Source organism: Pacificoceanicola onchidii (assembly GCF_004804335.1).
GTDB lineage: Bacteria > Pseudomonadota > Alphaproteobacteria > Rhodobacterales > Rhodobacteraceae > Pacificoceanicola > Pacificoceanicola onchidii.
The window spans coordinates 116,700-135,267 of the sequence record NZ_SRXY01000002.1 but is presented as its reverse complement, the minus strand read 5'-3'; the positions used below and the strand labels follow the sequence as shown (position 1 = coordinate 135,267).

Here is an 18,568-nt window from a genome sequence, read left to right as displayed (position 1 = left end):
GTCCTTTTGCTTGGGCCTTGGGGTTTTGTGTGTCCGGGTCAGGCATTGGGCCTGTCGAGGCCGAGATAGCGGCGCAGAAGTGTCTTGAGCATGGCCTCATCCGCATCGCTCAGCCCCGAGGTGTTGCGGTTTTCAAAGGCCAGAAACGGGCCCTGCACCGTCTCAAGCCGCGCACGACCGGCATCGGTCAGCCAGAGCTGCACCGACCGGCGATCCGCGTCCGGCACGGTCCGGCAGACAAGGCCAGCGCCTTCCATGGCGTGCACCATCTTGGTCATATGCGCGCGTTTGATCATCAGCGCGCGGGCCAGCACGCCTTGCCGGATTCCCGGGTTCCGGTCCAGAAGCATCAGCACGGATATCTCGCCGGGGCGGATCTCCAACCCCTTCATTTCATGAAAGAACGTATCAAAGCTTTTGAGCTGGGACAGGCGCAGCAGAAACCCCAAAGATCCGGTCATCGCCCCGAGGTCCATGGCCTCCCCGGTCTGGGCGCCGCTGTCCTTGCCCGCGTTCTGCGTCATTGAAACCTTCCTCCCGTCCGGCGATCCAGAGGGCGCATATTGTTTCCAAGTAAACAAAATGACCACCTCGAGTCAACGCAGCCCAAGGCGCAGACCGAGGCTGTTCCCGGCAATCCGGCCTCCGATCCCGGACCAGATTGCATTCGCACTGGAACGCCCCTTCCGTTTGGTATACCAAAATTCCAGACCGCCGGAACAGGCGCGGGGAGGGTATCAATGACACAACTGAAATTCGCCGACAGCCTGTCGCGGCTCGGCACGGAATCCGCCTTCATGGTGCTCGCCCGCGCGGGCAAGCTCGCGGCGGAAGGGCGGGACATCATCAACCTCGGCATTGGCCAGCCGGATTTCCAGACGCCCGAGCATATCGTCGAGGCCGGGATCAAGGCGCTGCGCGACGGCCATCACGGCTATACGCCCGCCAACGGGCTGCCGCAGCTGCGCGAAGCGGTTGCGGCCGACCTGAACCGGCGGCACGGGGTCGAGGTGAACCCGGACAACGTGGTGGTCCAGCCCGGCGGCAAGCCGACGATGTTCTTTGCCTGCCTGATGTTCGGCCAGCCGGGGGCGGAGATCATGTACCCCAACCCCGGTTTTCCGATCTATGAATCGGTGATCAAATACTCCGGCGCGACACCGGTGCCGATTGCCCTCCGGGAGGAAAACGGCTTCGCCTTTTCCGCCGAAGAGGTGCTGGGGCAGATCACCGAGCGGACCTCCCTGATCATCATCAACTCTCCGGCCAATCCGACGGGAGGTGTTACCCCGCGCGAGGAAATTGACAAGCTGGTCAAAGGCTTGGAGGCGCATCCGTCTGTGGCGCTGATGTCGGATGAGATCTATTCCAACATGCTCTACGGCGGGCGCGAACATGTCTCGCTGCTGCAATACCCGGAAATCCGGGACCGGCTGATTGTGCTCGATGGCTGGTCCAAGACCTACGCCATGACAGGCTGGCGGCTGGGCTACGCCGTCTGGCCGGAGCCTTGCGTCGACCCCGTCACGCGGCTTTGCATCAACGATCATTCCTGTGTGAACGCGCCCACGCAATTCGCCGGGATTGCCGCTTTGGAAGGGCCGCAGGATGCGGTGCATGACATGCTCAGGGCCTTTGACGAACGGCGTCAGATCATCGTGGACGGGCTGAACGCTCTGCCGGGCGTGCGTTGCGCCGATGCAGCAGGGGCGTTCTATGCTTTCCCGAACATCGAGGGCACGGGGCTCTCCGCGACCGAGGCGCAGGACCGCTTCCTCGAAGAGGCCGGGGTAGCCACCGTGGCGGGCACGTCCTTCGGGGCCTGGGGGGAAGGCTATCTGCGCTTCTCCTACGCCAATTCCGCTGACAACATCCGCGAGGCGCTGCGCCGCATCGCCAGCCTTCTCTGAGAAAGGACCGATCATGACACGCACCCCTCTTTTGATCATGGGCGGCGGCACCACGGCCGAAGACCGCGCCCGGCTGGAAGCCGCGCATCCTTCTGTTTTTGCGTCGAACTTTGACGAACTGGCCGCGCTGGATGCCGAGACGCGCGCAGGCATCCGCGCCGTGGCCTACCGTGGCCACTACCGCTTTGATGGCACCGGCATGGACCTGCTGCCGAACCTCGAAGTGATTGCCAACTTCGGGGTTGGCTACGATCAGATCATCGTCTCCGACGCCACCGCGCGCGGCGTGAAAGTGACCAATACGCCGGATGTTCTGAACGACGACGTGGCGGATCTGGCGGTGGCGATGCTGCTGGCGCAATGCCGCAACATGGTCGCCGGGGACGCTCGGGTGCGCAACGGCGAATGGCCTGCGAAAGGCGAGTTGCCGTTGAACCGCAAGGTCACCGGATCCACCGCCGGGATCGTCGGACTGGGGCGCATCGGACGCGAGATCGCCGACCGGCTTGCGGCCTTCAAGATGGAGATCCACTACACGTCGCGCACCGAGAAAGAGACACCGGGCTGGACCTACCACGGCAGCGACGTGGTCAGCCTCGCCCGCGCGGTGGACTTCCTGGTGGTGGCCATCGTCGGCGGACCCGAGACGGAGAAAACTGTCAGCCGCGCGGCCATCGAGGCGCTCGGCCCGCGCGGCGTGATCGTCAACATCTCGCGCGGAACCACCATCGACGAAGCGGCCATGCTGGACGCTCTGGAAGCAGGCGCCATCGCCGGCGCCGGGCTCGACGTCTTCGAAGGGGAGCCCGAGGTCAACCCGCGCTTCTTCGCATTGGACAACGTTCATCTCCAGCCCCATCAGGGCTCCGGCACCGTGGAAACCCGCCGCGCCATGGCAATGCTGCAGCTGGCGAACGTCACCGCCTGCCTCGAAGGCCAGCCGTTGAAAACACCGGTCAACTAGAACAGGCTGCGCCTGTGCGGGGGCGCTGCCCCCACGGCTCCCTGAGCCTCCCCCGGGATATTTCAGGCACAAAGAAAACAAGGCGCCGAGGCACTTTCTTTGTGCCAAAAATATCCCGGGGACGCCCCAACGGGGCGGGGGCAGCGCCCCAAATTCGCGCCGCAGGCGCGTTGGTCGTCCCGCGCAGCGGGGCGAAACCCTTCCTCAGACCATACCGCCGTCAACGATGAAAGTTTGCGCCGTGCACATCGCGGAATCGGCGGAGGCGAGGAACAGGACCATGTTGGCGAGATAGACCGGATCGATCAGCTCCGGCAGGATCTGCTTTTCGCGGTAGGCCGCTTCGGCCTCCGGGGTCAGCCAGAGCGCCTTCTGGCGCTCGGTCATGATCCAGCCCGGCGCGATGCAGTTGACGCGGATGTGGTGTTTGCCCAGATCGGCGGCGAAGCTTTTGGTCAGCCCCTGAATCGCGGCCTTGGCCGTGGTGTAGGCGGGCATGCCGCCCATGGAGAGCATCCAGCTGATCGAGCCCAGATTGATGATCGAGCCTTGCCCTGCCGCGATCATGCCCGGAGCCAGCGCCTGGATGGCAAAGAACTGGTGGCGCAGGTTCGTGTTCATGCGCTCGTCCCAATAGTCGGGCGTGACGTCTTCCCAGCCGTGCCGGTCGTCGCGGGCGGCGTTGTTGACAAGAACCAGCGGTGCGCCGATGCGGGCTTTGATCTCGGCAAAAGCCGCCTTCATGTTGTCCAGGTCCCGCAGATCGCAGGCAGCGAAGGCGATTTGAGCGTTCAGCGGGGCGAGCCGGGCCAGGAGCGTTTGCGCGGCCGTCTCATCAAAATCGACAAAGCCGACTTTTGCGCCTTGCCGGGCGAAGGCTTCGACCGTTGCTGCGCCGATGCCCGAGGCACCGCCGGTGATCAGGACCGGCAGGTCTTTGAGGCTGGGGTAGGTGGCAAATTCGGTCATGGCGGGTGTCCGGGCGGATGGTTTTGGACATAGTCGGGCAGGCGAGTGCGGTTGGGAAGGGGGAATAGGTCGAATATCGGGTATTGAGTACGCACCCGTTTCGAACGGCGCGCTTGCGCTGTGTCGCCGGGCGCGTCAGGATCGCGGAACCCTCAACAAAGGCCCGCATCATGACCCGACAAAACCGCTTTGCCGCAGAGGAATACCAGGCGCGCCTCGGCCGTACACAGGCCGCGATGGCGCAACAGGGGCTGGATCTGCTTATCCTGTCCGACCCGTCAAACATGGCATGGATTACCGGCTATGATGGCTGGTCTTTCTACGTGCATCAATGTGTGATCGTCCCGTCCAGCGGCAAGCCGTTCTGGTTCGGGCGAGGGCAGGATGCGCAGGGCGCGTATCGGACCGTCTGGATGCCTGCGGATCAAGTGATCGGCTACCCGGATCATTACGTGCAATCGAACGAGCGCCACCCGATGGAGTACCTGTGTCAGCAGCTCACCGACAGGGGACTGGCCAAGGGCACCATCGGGGTTGAAATGGACAACTACTGGTACTCCGCCCGGGCCCATGAACGGCTGAGCCATGGCCTGCCGAATGCCACGATCAAGGATGCCGCCAGCCTTGTGAACTGGCAGCGGGCGGTCAAGTCGGATCAGGAACTGGCCTACATGCGACAGGCCGCGCGCATTGCCGAACGGATGCACCAAAGGATCGCCGAAAAAGCCGAGGTTGGCCTGCGCAAATGTGATCTGGTGGCGGAAATTTATGACGCCGGGCTGCGCTATGACGCGGCGCTGGGGGTTGGCGGCGATTACCCGGCGATTGTGCCGCTGTTGCCTTCCGGCCCTGACGCCGCCGCGCCGCATCTGACCTGGGATGACGCGCCGATGCAGGCCGGGCAGGGGACGTTTTTCGAAGTGGCGGGCTGCGTGCATCGCTATCATGTGCCGCTCTCGCGCACGGTTTTCCTTGGCACGCCGCCGCAGGATTTTCTCGATGCGGAAGAGGCGGTGCTCGAAGGGATGGAAGCGGGGCTGGAGGCGGCGCGGGCCGGGAACACCTGCCACGACATGGCTGACGCCTTCTTCACCGCGCTTGAGGCGCGCGGCATCGTGAAGGACAACCGCTGCGGCTATCCCATTGGTCTGAGTTACCCCCCCGATTGGGGCGAGCGCACCATGTCCTTGCGGCGCGGCGACAGGACAGAGCTGAAACCCGGCATGACCTTCCATTTCATGACCGGGCTGTGGATGGAGAACTGGGGTTATGAGACCACGGAATCCATTGCCATTACGCACGGCGCACCGGAGATATTCTGCGATGTGCCGAGGAAGATGCTGATCAAGGACTGAGGTCTTTACCATCGGCTCCGCGTATCGCAAAACCCCTGTGACGCTGTATTGCCGGAAGGACCCTGCCATGAACCCGCTTTATGATCGCCTCTTTGGCATTCACGCCGGCAAGGACACCCCGTTTCTGCATCTGGCCGGGGGCGAGACCATCACCCATGATGCGTTTTTGCGCATGGCCGCAAAGCTGGCGCATGTACTGGTCGCGCAGGGGCTTGCGCCCGGTGACCGGCTGGCGGCGCAGATCGAGAAATCGCCCGAGGCGCTGGCGCTTTATGCCGCTTGCGCGCAGGCGGGGGTGGTCTTTCTGCCGCTGAACACCGCCTATACCGAAGGCGAGCTGTCCTATTTCATCGAGAACTCCGGGGCGAAGCTGGTCGTAGGGGATCCGGGCCGCGCGGAAGATCTGAAGACGATGGTCGAGAGCCTTGGCGCGGCTCTGATGACGCTGGGCGGGGACGGCTCCGGCACCTTGATGGCTGAGGCCGAAGGTCAGCCAGAAGCGTTCGAGACCGTGGCGCGCAGCGAGGATGATCTGGCCGCTTTCCTCTATACTTCCGGCACCACGGGGCGCTCCAAAGGCGCGATGCTGAGCCAGAAAAACCTGCTGTCGAATGCCGAAACCCTGCTGGCGCATTGGCGGTTCACGGCAGAGGACGTCTTGCTGCACGCCTTGCCGATTTTCCACACGCATGGGCTGTTTGTGGCGACCAACATCCTGCTGCTGTCGGGCGGGGCGATGATCTTCCTGCCGAAATTCGATCTCGATCAGATGATTGCGCAGATGCCGCGCGCGACCAGCCTGATGGGTGTGCCGACTTTCTACACCCGCCTGCTGGGGGATGCGCGCTTTGACCGGGATCTGACCAAAGGCATGCGTCTGTTCATCTCCGGCTCGGCGCCGCTGCTGGCAGAGACACATGTGCGGTTTGAAGAGCGCACCGGGCACCGTATCCTTGAGCGCTACGGCATGACCGAAACCAATATGAACACCTCGAACCCCTATGACGGCGAGCGCCGGGCCGGGACGGTTGGTCTGGCGTTGCCGGGGGTTGAGGTGAAGGTCTGCGATCCGGAAACCGGCGCGGAACTGCCGCGCGGTGAGGTTGGCATTCTGGAAGTGCGCGGCGACAACGTCTTTCAGGGCTATTGGCAGATGCCGGAGAAGACAGCGGCGGAACTGCGGACGGACGGCTTCTTCATCACCGGGGATTTGGCCACCCAGGGGGAAGATGGCTATGTGACCATCGTGGGCCGGGGCAAGGATCTGATCATTTCGGGCGGCTTCAACATCTATCCCAAGGAAATCGAGCTGGTGCTGGATGATGCGCCGGGGGTGCTGGAAAGTGCGGTGATCGGCGCGCCGCACCCGGATTTCGGCGAAAGCGTCATTGCGGTGGTGGTGCCGGAAGCGGGGGCCTCCCCGGATGAGGCCGCATTGGCGGCTCTGTGCAAAAAGGAACTGGCCCGGTTCAAACATCCGCGCAAGTTTGTCGTCCTGCCGGAACTGCCGCGCAACACCATGGGCAAGGTGCAAAAGAATGTGCTGCGCGAGGCCTATCAGGGCGCGTTTGAGGGGTAGCCGCTTTGATGCGGATCCCGGCAGCCTTTGGGAAAACGCGGCGCAACCGGCTGGCCATCCGCCATTTCCTCTTGGAGTTGACCAAATGGGGCATTACCTCTGTCAGAACTGGTAAATTTCATTAAGGGGTGAGCATGGCCGGACTGATCCGCGCGTTGTTTCAGACGCATCTTGACCTGACCCTTGCCACCGGCGCGCAGTTCGAGACGCGGATTGTCGAGCGCCCCGGCCTGTGGATGGCCCCCGAGGATCTCGCCGCCCTGACCGAAGACCTGAAAGACATCGCCGCCAAGACCCTCGCGCGTGGTTCGCTCAATTACGGCGTCTTCTCCGGCGATCCGGAGCGGATGAAAGCCACCATTGTCACGCTTGTGCGGCGCAAGGACACCGGCCAGCCCGTGGCCTTCAACGCGCTCGCCATCATGGACATTGCGGATATGCCCGAGCCGACAGAGGTGCTGCATCTCGGCCTTGTCATGGTCGATCCGGATCAGCAATCGCGCGGGCTCAGCTGGGTGCTCTACGGTCTGACCTGCCTACTGCTTTTGTTCCGCAACCAATTGCGTCCCTTGCATATTTCCAACGTCACACAGGTGCCTGCGGTGGTTGGCATGGTCAGTGAAACCTTCTCTGACGTCTTTCCCACGCCCGCGCGCCCCAGGGAACGCGCCCTGCGCCACCTGCTGCTCGCCCGGCAGATCATGGCCCAGCATCGCCATGTCTTCGGGGTCGGCGCGGAGGCGGGGTTTGACGAGGACCGCTTTGTGATCACAAACGCTTACACCGGCGGCTCGGATGATCTGAAAAAGACCTTTGATCAGGCGCAAAAGCACCGCGACGATCAGTACAACGCCTTCTGCCGAGACGCGCTCGATTACGAGCGCGGCGACGACATCCTGCAGATCGGCCAGATCGACCTCGTGGCCGGGACAGGCTACCTGCGCACGCAAGTCCCCAAGGCCTCGCTCGCCGGGATCAGCCTGACCGTGGTCCTGCTGATGCTGCAACGCCTCGTCTTGCCGGTGCTGCACTGGTTCGACAGCAGCCGCCATTTCGGCATTCTCAGACCGCGAAAGCCCGCCCCATGAGTTTCGATTACGCTGATTTCACAAACCGCAACATCGGCTTTGTCACGCCCGAGCAGCAGCAGAGGCTGCGCGGCGCGCAGGTCTTTGTCTGCGGCACCGGCGGCATGGGCGGGGCCTGTGTCTTTGCGCTGGCGCGGATGGGTGTGGGGCGGCTGATCCTCGCGGATATCGACGAATTCGAGACCTCCAACATGAACCGCCAGGCCTTTGCCTTTCAGGATACGGTGGGCCGTCACAAGGCCGACGCCACGCGCGATCTGTGCCTGACGATCAACCCGGAGATGGAGATCACCGTCTATCATGATGACTGGCCGGAGCACGTGGAGCGCGCCGTGGCGGACAGTGCAATCGTGGTCAACGGCACCGACGATCTTGGGGCCTCACTCCTGCTCTACCGCACCGCCAAAGCGCAGGGCCGCGCGGTGATTGACGCCTACGCCTCGCCGCTGCCGTCGGTCTATGTCACCCAAGCCGGGGATCCGATGCCCGAAGAGCGGCTCAGCTATCCGACCCTTGGCACCGCGTGGGATGCGCTGTCACAGGAGCAGCGCGACGCGGCTTTCCTGCAGGAGGCGCTCTACGTCATCCTGCATTCTTCCTCGCGCCACCACATTGATCTGGACCTCGCCGGGGAAGTTGCAGCGGGCAAACGCAGCCGCATGTCCTTTGCCCCGATGGTGCTCACAACCGGCAATCTCATGGCCTATGAGGTGGCCAATGCCATCCTCAGCCGCCCGCCCGGCGCGGATCATCGCGGCTGGTTTTTCAACCCGTACAAGGCGCGAGTGGAGCATCCGCGCAACGCCTTGATCGGCGCCCTCATGCGCCCATTGGTGCGGCGGTTCCTGCAAAAGATGATGGCCGGATGAGCCTCTCGCCATGACCTTAGCGCCAGAGATCATCGCTGACAGTTTTGTCAGCCTGTCCAGCCTCCTGGGGCTGTTCTTCTTTGGACAGGTGCTGCGCGCCCAGTACCCGCGCGAGCCCGTGACGCGCCGCTTTCTCTTTGCCATCCGCGTGGTCGCACTGATGCTCGCGGCGCGTCTGGTGCAATGGCTGACCGGATGGGAGGGCATCGGACGCCTGACCTTCCTTGCCGCCGGGCTGATCCCGCTCGCAGCCCTTCTGGTGAGCGAGGCGCTGATGCGCCGTCATGCGCCTGCGCCCTTGAAACTCTGGACGGCCGGCGGGGCCGGGCTTCTGGCGCTGGCCGCCCTGTTTACGCCCGGCCAGCACGCGGGCACTGCGCTTGTCATCATGGCGGCGTATCAGGCGCTGACCTTTGCCGCGCTTGTGGCGCTGGTCCTCACCCGCGACCGCAGCGCGCTCTCCCCATCGGAAAACAGAACACTGGATCGGTTGCTGCTGGCCCTTGCCCTGATCCTGCCGCTGGCCCTGACCGACTTCCGCATCGGCGCACTGGACATGCCGGTCCGCCTGTCGGGCCTCGCCATCCTCGCGCTTTGCTGGCTGGCGCTCAGCCTGCGCAGCGGCGCGGATCAGTCCCGCCTGTCGTTCTCTGTTCTCGCGGTGACCACCGGGATCGTGCTCGCCGCCGCCTTCGCCATATCCGCACTCGCCACGCTCGACGCGCGCGCCACGGTTCAGGTTGTCGCCATCACGCTCGCCGCTGCCATGCTCGCCTTGGTCTTTGTGGCCGCCAAACGCGCACGAAGGCAGGCGCGCGGCGCGCTCCTCGCCAAGCTGTCTCAAGCTCAGACTTTGGGCGATCTTGTCAAAACGTTTGAGGCGGCAGGCATGACCCGGCTGGAGGGCGCTAGCCTGACTGATTTCGACGCCCGCTTCCGCGCGTATCTGAATGAGACGGGTCTCCTGCGCGCGCAGGACGTGCCCACCATCGCGGACGCAAGCCTGAAAGAACAAGCCAACTGGCTCTTCACCAAATTCGGCGCAACCCACGCTTTTCTGCTCTCGGAGTCCCCGTTCCAGATCATGGCGCTCACCGTGCCGGGGCTGGCGCAATCCGAGCGACAAGAGCAGGAATTCCGCCTCGCCCGGCGCATGGCGGTCCTGCTCAAAGACAATGAGGCGCGCCCATGATCACCCTCAAGGAAAAGCACTTCGAGAGCTTTTTTGCGGTCCCCTTCGAGGCTTACGGCACGGAGCAGCCCTACGTCTCCCCTTTCAAATCGGACCTCAAACGCTTCCTGACCGCCGGGACAAACCCGCTGTTTCCCAGCGAAGACAGCTTCACCTATCTCACCGCCTTCAAACACGGGCAGCCTTTGGGCCGGATCGTGGTCCATGCCCACGCCGCCTCCAACGAAAAGCACGGCACCAATCGCGCCTCCTTTGGCTTCTTTGATTGCGCCAATGATGCGGAGGTGGCCGGGGCCCTCCTGACCCGCGCTGAGACATGGGCGCGGACACGCGGCTTTGACGAGATCGCAGGGAACTTCAACCTCACGGCCATGCAACAGATGGGGGTGCAGACGGACGGGTTCGACCGGCCCGGCTATACGGATATGGTTTTGAACCCGCCGCATATCCCGGATCTTCTGCGCGGGCAGGGCTACGCGCCCGTCTTCCCGGTTACAACCTTTGAGCTTGACCTTGCTCAGGCGCGCCTGCCGCAGGCCGCGCTGCCCGACGGCCACCACTTCGCCCCGGTCAAACGCCGCACCTTCAAACCCCGCATGGAAGAGGCGCGGCAGGTGCTGAATGACGGCTTCGCCGAGAACCCGATGTTCGTGCCGCTCACGCCCGAAGAGTTCACCTTTCAGGCGGGAGAGATGATGACGATCATCGACCCGCGTCTGTCCTCGGTTCTGAAGGACGGCGAGACGCCGGTTGGCGTGGTGATCTGCATCCCGGACCTGAACGGCTTCCTGCGGGCTTCACGCTCCCGGTTCTCGCTGCTGACCCCATGGCATTTCCTGCGCTACCGGCTCCGGCGGCGGCGGGCGGTGATCATCTTCTACTCGGTCTCGCGAAGCAGCCACGGCAAGGGGCTGATGAGCGCCATGCTGGCCCATACGATCACGGCTCTGAAAGGCGCGGGCTATGAGAGCCTTGGCATCACATGGATCGCAGACGTGAACGCCGGGTCCTTGCGGATGATGGAGAAACTCGGCGCAGAGCCGCTCCACCGGCTGCACTTGTTTCGAAAGGGGCTGTCATGAGTGCGGCACATGGGCATCTTTCCCCCGGATCGCTTGCCGATCCGGTTCGCGCCCGACCTCGCCCCCCAGGGCGGGCGCGAAATGGCGGGACGACCCGAATAGTCGCGGCAAAAGCGTTCTTGAGAACCGGCAACACACAAAGCACGGCCCGCCCTCGAGGTCGGGCGCGACCCTGGGCGCTTCTTGCGTTCCCTCAACAGGGAGACCCCAATAAATGACACCCGATCTCTTCCGCACCCTCGTCGAAAAAGCCGCCATGGCCCCAAGCGTGCACAACGTCCAGCCCGCGCGTTGGCGGCTGAGCGGGGAGACCGTCACGCTGTTGCAGGACACGCGGCACAGCCTGCCCGCCGCCGATCCCACCGGGGCCGATGTGGCCAAGAGCCTTGGCGCGGCGTTTGAAGGGTTCTCGCTCGCGGCCTCCGAGGCGGGCTTGACCGTTCAGACAACCCCGCCCGCCGCTACGGACGGCCCGCTGCGCCCCATCGCGGAGGTGCGCCTGAGCAAAGGCGCGGACCCCGATCCGCTGGCTAGGCACGTCCCCACCCGTCAAAGCTGGCGCGGAGGCTTTGCGCCTGCCACAGATGTCCACAGACAGACCGCCGAAACGCTCAACGGGCAGGATTGCACCGCCATCACTGACCCGCACCAGATCGCCGAGATCGCGGAGGTGCTGGACAAGGCCAGCTTACTCTTTCTCAAACAGACTGCGTTTCGCAAGGAACTGCTGGCCTGGATGCGGCTCCGGCGCGGGCATGCGCGTTGGGCGCGGGACGGGATGAACTCGGAGGCCATGCGGCTCAGCCGCTTTGAGAGCCTCGGGGCAGGGGTGGTCATGGGGCCGGGCTTTGGCCTGCTCAATCGCTTTGGTCTGGCCGAGACGCTGATGGCCGAAGCCCCCAAGACCAGAACCGCGACCGCCATCCTGCTCTTTCACCGGCCGAAGGACGAGGACCCCTTCACGTCGGGCCGCGCCTTCTATCGCGCCTGGCTGAGGATCGAGGCCGCCGGTTTCGGGGCCGCCGTGCTGGCCGCATTGGCCGATGACCCGCAGACTGCCCAACAGATCAGCGCCGAGGCCGGATTGTCCGAAGACCGCCGCCTCGTCTCTGCCTTCCGCATCGGCCCGCGTCCGGACCACACACCGTTCGCACGGGCGCGCAGGAGCTTGGACGAGGTGATTGTCTAAAGCCCCTTCAAAAACCCAATCAACGCCCGCTTCTCCGCATCGCTGAGGTCTGCGCCGAACGCGTGCCCGCCGTTTCCCTGACCGGGCAAACGCGTGTCATAAAGGGTGGGCCGTGAAAACGGTTGGTAGCCGCCGGGGTAAGCCAGACCAAGCCGGTCAAAATCCAGCGCATGGCCGCCAACGTCAAAGCGGTCTGGCCGGGCCTGAGGGGAGAGCAAATCCCAAACCGTCGGCACAGATCCGTTGTGCAGGTAAGGCGCGGAGGCCCAGAGGCCGGTCAGGGGCGGGGCCACGTAAGCGCCGGTGGTCTCCACAGCGATGGTTTCGGCGTATTGCGTGCCCGCGATGCTGGCCGTCAGACCTTCGGAGAAAGCCTCGGCCCGCAGAGGATCCGTGCCGACATCGCCGATCCAGTTGGGGAAGGACAGAAGCCGGGCGCGCCCGTCCGTGATCTCATAGGACCCGTGACAGGCGCTGCATTCCGCCGCATAGAGCGCCGCGCCCTGCGCCGCCGCCGCCGGGTCCGTGAGGCCCGGAAAACCCTGCGGTGCATAGTCGGCATTCAGGAACTCGAAGATGTCCGTGGCCTCTTGCGCGAAAGCCTTGGCGGCACCCGGATGCACGCCCATGCTCGGCACGGTGAAGAAAGTGGTGATCTGCGCCAGCGCCGCGCGCTTCTCAGGCGTGTTGTCTGCCGGGCCTGTCTCCACCTGACGTGCCGCGCCCGGAACCGCATAGGCTCCGTCCGCCAGCAAGCTGCTGCGCCAGTGCCGGTGTCCCAGATCGGGGATCGAGACAATGCCTGCGTCTGCCGCCCCGCCACCGATCAGCGGCAAGCCAAAGACATGTTTCAGCGCGGCCACCCCGTTGGTCGCCCCCGGCACCCCGTTCGGGAAGGGCAGGGGCCGGTCTTCCGGCGTCTCGGCCAGCCGGCTTTGCACCAGCGGCAGCACAAGCCAGCGCAAGGTGAGACGCTCGCGCCAGCCGGTGTCCGGGTAGAGCGTCTGCACCATGCCAAGCAACCGCTCCGGCGCGTCCGCATGGGCTTTCAACGCGGTAAAGAGCGCCAGCGTGTAGGCTTCGAGGTTGAGCGAGGTGTTCGGCATGCCGATCCACGCCGCCTCCGGGCGCGGGAAGCCCTCTGCGTCATAGGTGACCCCCGCGTGGCAGGCGGCGCAGCCGAGGTTGGCGACCTCCACGGGCGCGCCTGCGATGGGGCTGATCTCGCCGAAGGTCACGCCGAGCGGTTTGGCGAGCGGGCGCGGGCCGGTGCCTGCGGGCAGGTTGACCACCGCCGCTCCGGGCAGCAGGCCGAACTCCGCCAGCCGTGCGTTCAGCGTGCCGCGCGTGGCGGGCCGGTCCGGATCATCCGCCTGCGCCTCCAGCACCAGCGCCGCTGAAACCAGCTTCCAGGGCAGGGCGTGGCTTTCGAGCGCGGCAAGGCTCAGCCCGCCGAAGTCTTCTCCGACGAAGGCAGCCGCCCCGCGCGCAGAGGCCCCGGGGTCCATTGCAACCCGCGGCGCGGCGCGGGTGTCCGCTTCATGTTTCGCACCGAACCACAGCCCGGTGGCCAGCAGGGCGATCCCGGCAGTAAAAGCGACAAGCGTTTTCATCCCGTGATCCTTTCAGGGCTGGCCCCGGCTGGGTGCTTGAAGCTTTCCCGTAACCGTCCGGCCAGCGGCGGAATCACTCGGCTTCGGTTTTGGCGATATTCCACCAGCCCGCTCGGCGCGCCCGGAACCACGCCGCCTCTGCTGCCGTCAGAGCCGTAAGGCGGCCTACAGGCCCCAAACACATTCTTCGCAAACCGGTTTTCCAACACACGCACCTTCATGACCCATGGCCTTTGCCAAAACAGCTATGTGCAAAGCAAAGCAATTCAATGACATGGGCCGGGAATGACCGTGGCGAAATCGCGCCCGGTCCTGTAAAGCGGATCAAGAGGTGAGGCACCGTGTCAACTGGACACAAAGCGGTTTGCACGTCAGACCGCCGCAATCCGAGGCAATTGCGTTTGGCGACCCTCTTGCCCGAAGGACAACTTTGGTATACTGCCGCATACAATTGCTTGATCCGGCCAGCCCGGGACCCCTCTGGTCCGGCCCGCAAGTGAAACGAGAACGCAACCGTAGGGACTGTCATGAGCTTGTACACCGACTACCTAGCCGAAATTGAAACCCGCAAAGGCGAAGGCCTGCACCCCAAGCCGATTGATGACGGCGCGCTGGTGGCTGAGCTGATCGAACAGATCAAGGATGCGGGCAACGCACACCGCGACGACTCGCTGAACTTCTTCATCTACAACACCCTGCCGGGCACCACCTCTGCGGCGGGCGTGAAGGCAGAGTTCCTCAAGGAGATCATCCTGGGCAGCGCCACCGTGGCGGAAATCACCCCGGATTTCGCGTTTGAACTGCTGTCCCACATGAAGGGTGGCCCCTCCGTGCGCGTCCTGCTGGATCTCGCGCTGGGCGACGATGCGGCCAACGCGTCCAAGGCAGCCGACGTGCTGAAAACGCAGGTCTTCCTCTACGAGGCCGACACCGACCGTCTGGAAGCAGCCTACAAGGCAGGCAACGCTGTGGCCAAGGACATCCTTGAAAGCTACGTGCAGGCCGAATTCTTCACCAAGCTGCCCGAGCTTGACGAAGAGGTGAAGGTTGTCACCTACATCGCCGCCGAAGGCGACATCTCGACCGACCTCCTCTCGCCGGGTGCCGAAGCGCACTCCCGCGCCGACCGCGAGTTGCACGGCAAGTGTATGATCTCGCCCTCCGCTCAGGAAGAGATCGAAGCGCTGAAGGTCAAGCACCCCGACGCCCGCGTCATGCTGATCGCCGAGAAGGGCACCATGGGTGTGGGTTCGTCCCGCATGTCCGGCGTCAACAACGTGGCGCTCTGGACCGGCAAGCAGGCATCGCCCTATGTGCCCTTCGTGAACTACGCCCCGGTTGTGGCCGGGACCAACGGCATCTCCCCGATCTTCCTGACCACCGTTGGCGTGACCGGCGGGATCGGCGTCGATCTCAAGAACTGGGTCAAGAAAACCGATGAGGACGGCAACCCGATCCTCAACAACGATGGCGATCCGATCCTCGAAGAGAAATACTCCGTCGAGACCGGCACCGTTCTGACCATCAACACCAAGAAGAAAGCCCTGTTCAACGAAGACAGCTCCGAAGAGCTGGTGGACATGGCAGGCTCCTTCACCCCGCAAAAGATGGAATTCATGAAGGCGGGCGGCTCTTACGCCATTGTCTTCGGCAAGAAGCTCCAGACATTTGCCGCCGAAACCCTCGGTGTCGAAGCGCCGCTGGTCTTTGCGCCGTCGAAGGAAATCAGCCACGAAGGTCAAGGCCTGACAGCCGTCGAAAAGATCTTCAACAAGAACGCCAAAGGTACCACGCCGGGCAAGACCCTGCACGCCGGGTCCGACGTGCGCGTTCAGGTCAACATCGTGGGCTCTCAGGACACCACCGGCCTGATGACCATGCAGGAGCTTGAAGCCATGGCCGCCACGGTCGTGTCGCCGAGCGTGGATGGCGCGTATCAGTCTGGCTGTCACACAGCTTCGGTCTGGGACAAGAAGGCACAGGCCAACACGCCGCGCCTGATGAAGTTCATGAATGACTTCGGTCTGGTCACTGGCCGTGACCCGAAGGGCGAATACCACGCCATGACCGACGTGATCCACAAGGTGCTGAACGACATCACCGTCAGCGACTGGGACATCATCATCGGCGGCGACAGCCACACCCGCATGTCCAAAGGCGTGGCCTTTGGCGCGGACTCGGGCACCGTCGCTCTGGCACTGGCAACCGGTGAGGCCTCCATGCCGATCCCGGAATCGGTCAAGGTGACCTTCAAAGGCCAGATGGCCGATCACATGGACTTCCGCGACGTGGTGCACGCCACCCAGGCGCAGATGCTCGACCAGCATGGGGACAACGTCTTCCAGGGCCGCGTGATCGAAGTGCACATCGGCACGCTGCTCGCGGACCAGGCCTTCACCTTCACCGACTGGACCGCGGAGATGAAGGCCAAGGCCTCCGTCTGTATCTCCAACGACGAGACGCTGATCGGCTCGCTGGAACTGGCCAAGTCCCGCATCCAGATCATGAAGGACAAGGGCATGGAGCATGACAATGGCATGCTGCAAAGCCTGATCGACAAGGCCGATGCGCGCATTGCCGAGATCAAGTCCGGCGAGAACCCGGCTCTGGTGCCCGACGACAACGCGAAGTATTTCGCCGAAGTGGTGGTGGATCTGGACCAGATCGTCGAGCCGATGATCGCGGACCCGGACGTGAACAACGCCGATGTCTCCAAGCGCTACACCCACGACACGATCCGTCCGATCTCCTTCTACAAGGCTGAAAAGCACGTGGATCTGGGCTTTGTGGGCTCCTGCATGGTGCACAAGGGCGACATCAAGATCGTCGCTCAAATGCTCAAGAACCTTGAGGAAAAGACCGGCAAGGTCGAGTTCAAGGCACCGCTGGTTGTCGCCGCGCCGACCTACAACATCATTGATGAGCTGAAGGAAGAGGGCGACTGGGAAATCCTGCACAAGTATTCGGGTTTCGAGTTCGACGATCTCTTCCCGAAAGAGCAGGCCCGCAAGGAGTACGAGAACATTCTCTACCTCGAGCGTCCGGGCTGTAACCTGTGCATGGGCAACCAGGAAAAGGCCGCCAAGGGCGACACCGTTCTGGCCACCTCGACCCGCCTGTTCCAGGGCCGCGTCGTGGCCGATGCGCCGGACAAGAAAGGCGAGAGCCTGCTGGGCTCGACCCCGGTTGTGGTTCTGTCGGCCATCCTTGGCCGCACGCCCACGCTCGACGAGTACAAGGAAGCCGTGGAAGGCATCGACCTGACCAAGTTCGCACCGCCCCTGGCCGTGCCGAGCACCACGAAGTCCGCGCACTTCTGATCAGCGCCTGATCTGAAATGAAGACGCCCCCGCGAGTTCGCGGGGGCGTTTTTTTGTGCCTGCCTAGAAGGGCAGCTCTAACCCCCGTACTCCGCCTCCGTCACCTTCTCCATCCATGTCACAGCCGAGCCGTCCACGGACTCGTGGATGGCGATATGGCTCATCGCCGTGTCCGGCGCGGCCCCGTGCCAGTGCTTTTCGTCCGGCTCGAACCAGACCACATCCCCGGCGCGGATTTCCTCCACCGGGCCGCCCGCGCGCTGTACCAGCCCGCGCCCGAAGGTCACGATCAGGGTCTGGCCGGCCGGGTGCGTGTGCCATGCGGTGCGCGCGCCGGGCTCGAAGGTGACATGCACACCGGACGCCCGGCTCGGCGCGTCGCCGTCAAAAAGCGGATCAAGGCGGACCGCGCCGGTGAACCAGTCTTCGGGGCCACGTCTGGACGGCACTTGGCCGGAACGGGTGATTTTCATGGGGTGTCCTCATCGTCTTGCTCTGCCGAAACCAGGGGGCGTCTGCATTTACCACGCACCGCCTGTTTCAGCCCAAAATTGCTCCTCACAAGGCATTTGAGCGCAGGACGAGCCCGCTCATGCAAGCTCAAATAACGCAGGGAGGGGCAATTTTGGCGAAACCCCAAAGGGGCGCGGCGGATTTTGCCCCGCGCTGCGTTATCTGGCGCTGAAAGTATGGATACTTCGGCGCGCCAGATGCCTTGCTCTGAGCAAAATCCGTCTCGCGCAGGCGGCGCGTGGTAAATGCAGACGCCCCCTAGAACACGCCCAAACGCAGTCTGTCCATCGCGGGGCGCAGATCGGTTTTGTGACACAACGGAACTTCAGAAGATCGCGGGTTTCGGCTTGCCAAGGCGCGGCGTTCCGGGGCCCAAATGCCATGTGCAACCCGCCACCAGACACCAGCGCGCCACGAGACGCGGGCGCGCCCAGCACGAAAAGGCCCCGCCATGCCCCCGTTTGACAAAACCGCCCTTGGCCCAATCCCGATGGAGGTGATCCTGTCGATGTCCGGCATGGACCTGTTTCGCAAGATCATGAACGGCGATCTGCCCGCGCCCGGGGTCTGCGGCGTGTCGAACCAATGGGTGGTCGAGGCCGAAGAAGGGCGCGTGGTCTGGGAATGCAGCCCGCCCGAAGCTTTCACCAACCCCATGGGCGGCGTGCATGGCGGCTGGGCGATGACGGTGCTCGACAGCGCCTTGGGCTGCGCGGTGCACTCGGCGCTGAAAGCGGGGCAGGGGTACACCACGGTCGAGGTCAAAACCAATATGACCCGCGCGCCGAAGATCGGCCAGACCTATCGCTGCGAAGGGCGTCTGATCACGCTGGGTCGCCGGACCGCCACGTCAGAGGCAAAGCTGACAGACGATCAGGGGCGTGTGGTGGCCTTTGGAACAACCACCTGTCTGATCTTGTAAGGG

Annotated in this window: 15 protein-coding genes; 11 read left to right on the top strand and 4 right to left on the bottom strand. The window is 63.9% G+C overall.

What is annotated here, in order from left to right; translation table 11 throughout:
* Window positions 1–38 precede the first annotated feature (38 nt).
* Complete coding sequence (locus tag E4662_RS05925; protein ID WP_136440555.1) at window positions 39–524, bottom strand: MarR family winged helix-turn-helix transcriptional regulator; 486 nt, start codon at window positions 522–524, stop codon at window positions 39–41.
* A gap of 216 nt (window positions 525–740) precedes the next feature.
* On the opposite strand from E4662_RS05925, the gene E4662_RS05920 reads away from it, so the two are divergent.
* Together E4662_RS05920 and E4662_RS05915 are read left to right on the top strand one after the other, a co-directional pair.
* Window positions 741–1,910: a pyridoxal phosphate-dependent aminotransferase gene (locus E4662_RS05920; protein WP_136440553.1), complete on the top strand. Its 1,170-nt coding sequence runs from the start codon at window positions 741–743 to the stop codon at window positions 1,908–1,910.
* Window positions 1,911–1,923: 13 nt separating this feature from the next.
* A complete protein-coding gene (locus tag E4662_RS05915; RefSeq protein ID WP_136440551.1) occupies window positions 1,924–2,874 on the top strand; it encodes a 2-hydroxyacid dehydrogenase in 951 nt (316 codons plus the stop codon).
* 204 nt (window positions 2,875–3,078) lie between these two features.
* On the opposite strand, the gene E4662_RS05910 is transcribed toward E4662_RS05915, so the two are convergent.
* Window positions 3,079–3,843: an SDR family NAD(P)-dependent oxidoreductase gene (locus tag E4662_RS05910; RefSeq protein WP_136440549.1), complete on the bottom strand. Its 765-nt coding sequence runs from the start codon at window positions 3,841–3,843 to the stop codon at window positions 3,079–3,081.
* Window positions 3,844–4,013: 170 nt separating this feature from the next.
* Between E4662_RS05910 and doeA the strand changes: the two genes are divergently transcribed.
* The 7 genes from doeA to E4662_RS05875 all read left to right on the top strand — a co-directional run bounded on the left by doeA (window position 4,014) and on the right by E4662_RS05875 (window position 12,197).
* Window positions 4,014–5,198: an ectoine hydrolase DoeA gene (doeA, locus tag E4662_RS05905; RefSeq protein ID WP_136440547.1), complete on the top strand. Its 1,185-nt coding sequence runs from the start codon at window positions 4,014–4,016 to the stop codon at window positions 5,196–5,198.
* A gap of 67 nt (window positions 5,199–5,265) precedes the next feature.
* Complete coding sequence (locus tag E4662_RS05900) at window positions 5,266–6,777, top strand: malonate--CoA ligase (RefSeq protein ID WP_136440545.1); 1,512 nt, start codon at window positions 5,266–5,268, stop codon at window positions 6,775–6,777.
* A gap of 134 nt (window positions 6,778–6,911) precedes the next feature.
* On the top strand, window positions 6,912–7,865 hold the full coding sequence (locus tag E4662_RS05895; protein WP_136440543.1) for a hypothetical protein: 954 nt from the start codon (window positions 6,912–6,914) through the stop codon (window positions 7,863–7,865).
* Window positions 7,862–8,734, top strand: coding sequence for a HesA/MoeB/ThiF family protein (locus E4662_RS05890; RefSeq protein WP_136440541.1), 873 nt, complete (start codon window positions 7,862–7,864; stop codon window positions 8,732–8,734). The genes E4662_RS05895 and E4662_RS05890 overlap by 4 nt, the downstream gene beginning before the upstream one ends.
* Window positions 8,735–8,744: 10 nt before the next feature.
* Window positions 8,745–9,926: a hypothetical protein gene (locus E4662_RS05885; RefSeq protein WP_136440539.1), complete on the top strand. Its 1,182-nt coding sequence runs from the start codon at window positions 8,745–8,747 to the stop codon at window positions 9,924–9,926.
* Window positions 9,923–11,008 carry a GNAT family N-acetyltransferase gene (locus E4662_RS05880; protein ID WP_136440537.1) on the top strand — a complete coding sequence of 362 codons (1,086 nt, stop codon included), beginning with the start codon at window positions 9,923–9,925 and terminating at the stop codon, window positions 11,006–11,008. The genes E4662_RS05885 and E4662_RS05880 overlap by 4 nt, the downstream gene beginning before the upstream one ends.
* Window positions 11,009–11,222: 214 nt before the next feature.
* Window positions 11,223–12,197 carry a hypothetical protein gene (locus E4662_RS05875; RefSeq protein ID WP_136440535.1) on the top strand — a complete coding sequence of 325 codons (975 nt, stop codon included), beginning with the start codon at window positions 11,223–11,225 and terminating at the stop codon, window positions 12,195–12,197.
* Here the strand turns inward: E4662_RS05875 and E4662_RS05870 are convergent.
* Window positions 12,194–13,810 carry a c-type cytochrome gene (locus E4662_RS05870; protein ID WP_136440533.1) on the bottom strand — a complete coding sequence of 539 codons (1,617 nt, stop codon included), beginning with the start codon at window positions 13,808–13,810 and terminating at the stop codon, window positions 12,194–12,196. The genes E4662_RS05875 and E4662_RS05870 overlap by 4 nt on opposite strands.
* A gap of 527 nt (window positions 13,811–14,337) precedes the next feature.
* Between E4662_RS05870 and E4662_RS05865 the strand changes: the two genes are divergently transcribed.
* Window positions 14,338–17,130, top strand: a complete 2,793-nt coding sequence (locus tag E4662_RS05865) for a bifunctional aconitate hydratase 2/2-methylisocitrate dehydratase (RefSeq protein ID WP_136440531.1) — start codon at window positions 14,338–14,340, stop codon at window positions 17,128–17,130.
* Between the two features lie 77 nt (window positions 17,131–17,207).
* Here the strand turns inward: E4662_RS05865 and E4662_RS05860 are convergent, their stop codons facing one another.
* The gene (locus tag E4662_RS05860; protein ID WP_136440529.1) at window positions 17,208–17,603 is read right to left on the bottom strand and encodes a (R)-mandelonitrile lyase; all 396 of its coding nucleotides are present in this window, start codon (window positions 17,601–17,603) and stop codon (window positions 17,208–17,210) included.
* Window positions 17,604–18,094: 491 nt separating this feature from the next.
* Here E4662_RS05860 and E4662_RS05855 point away from each other — a divergent pair, with 491 nt between their 5' ends.
* Window positions 18,095–18,565 carry a PaaI family thioesterase gene (locus E4662_RS05855; protein WP_136440527.1) on the top strand — a complete coding sequence of 157 codons (471 nt, stop codon included), beginning with the start codon at window positions 18,095–18,097 and terminating at the stop codon, window positions 18,563–18,565.
* Window positions 18,566–18,568 lie beyond the last annotated feature (3 nt).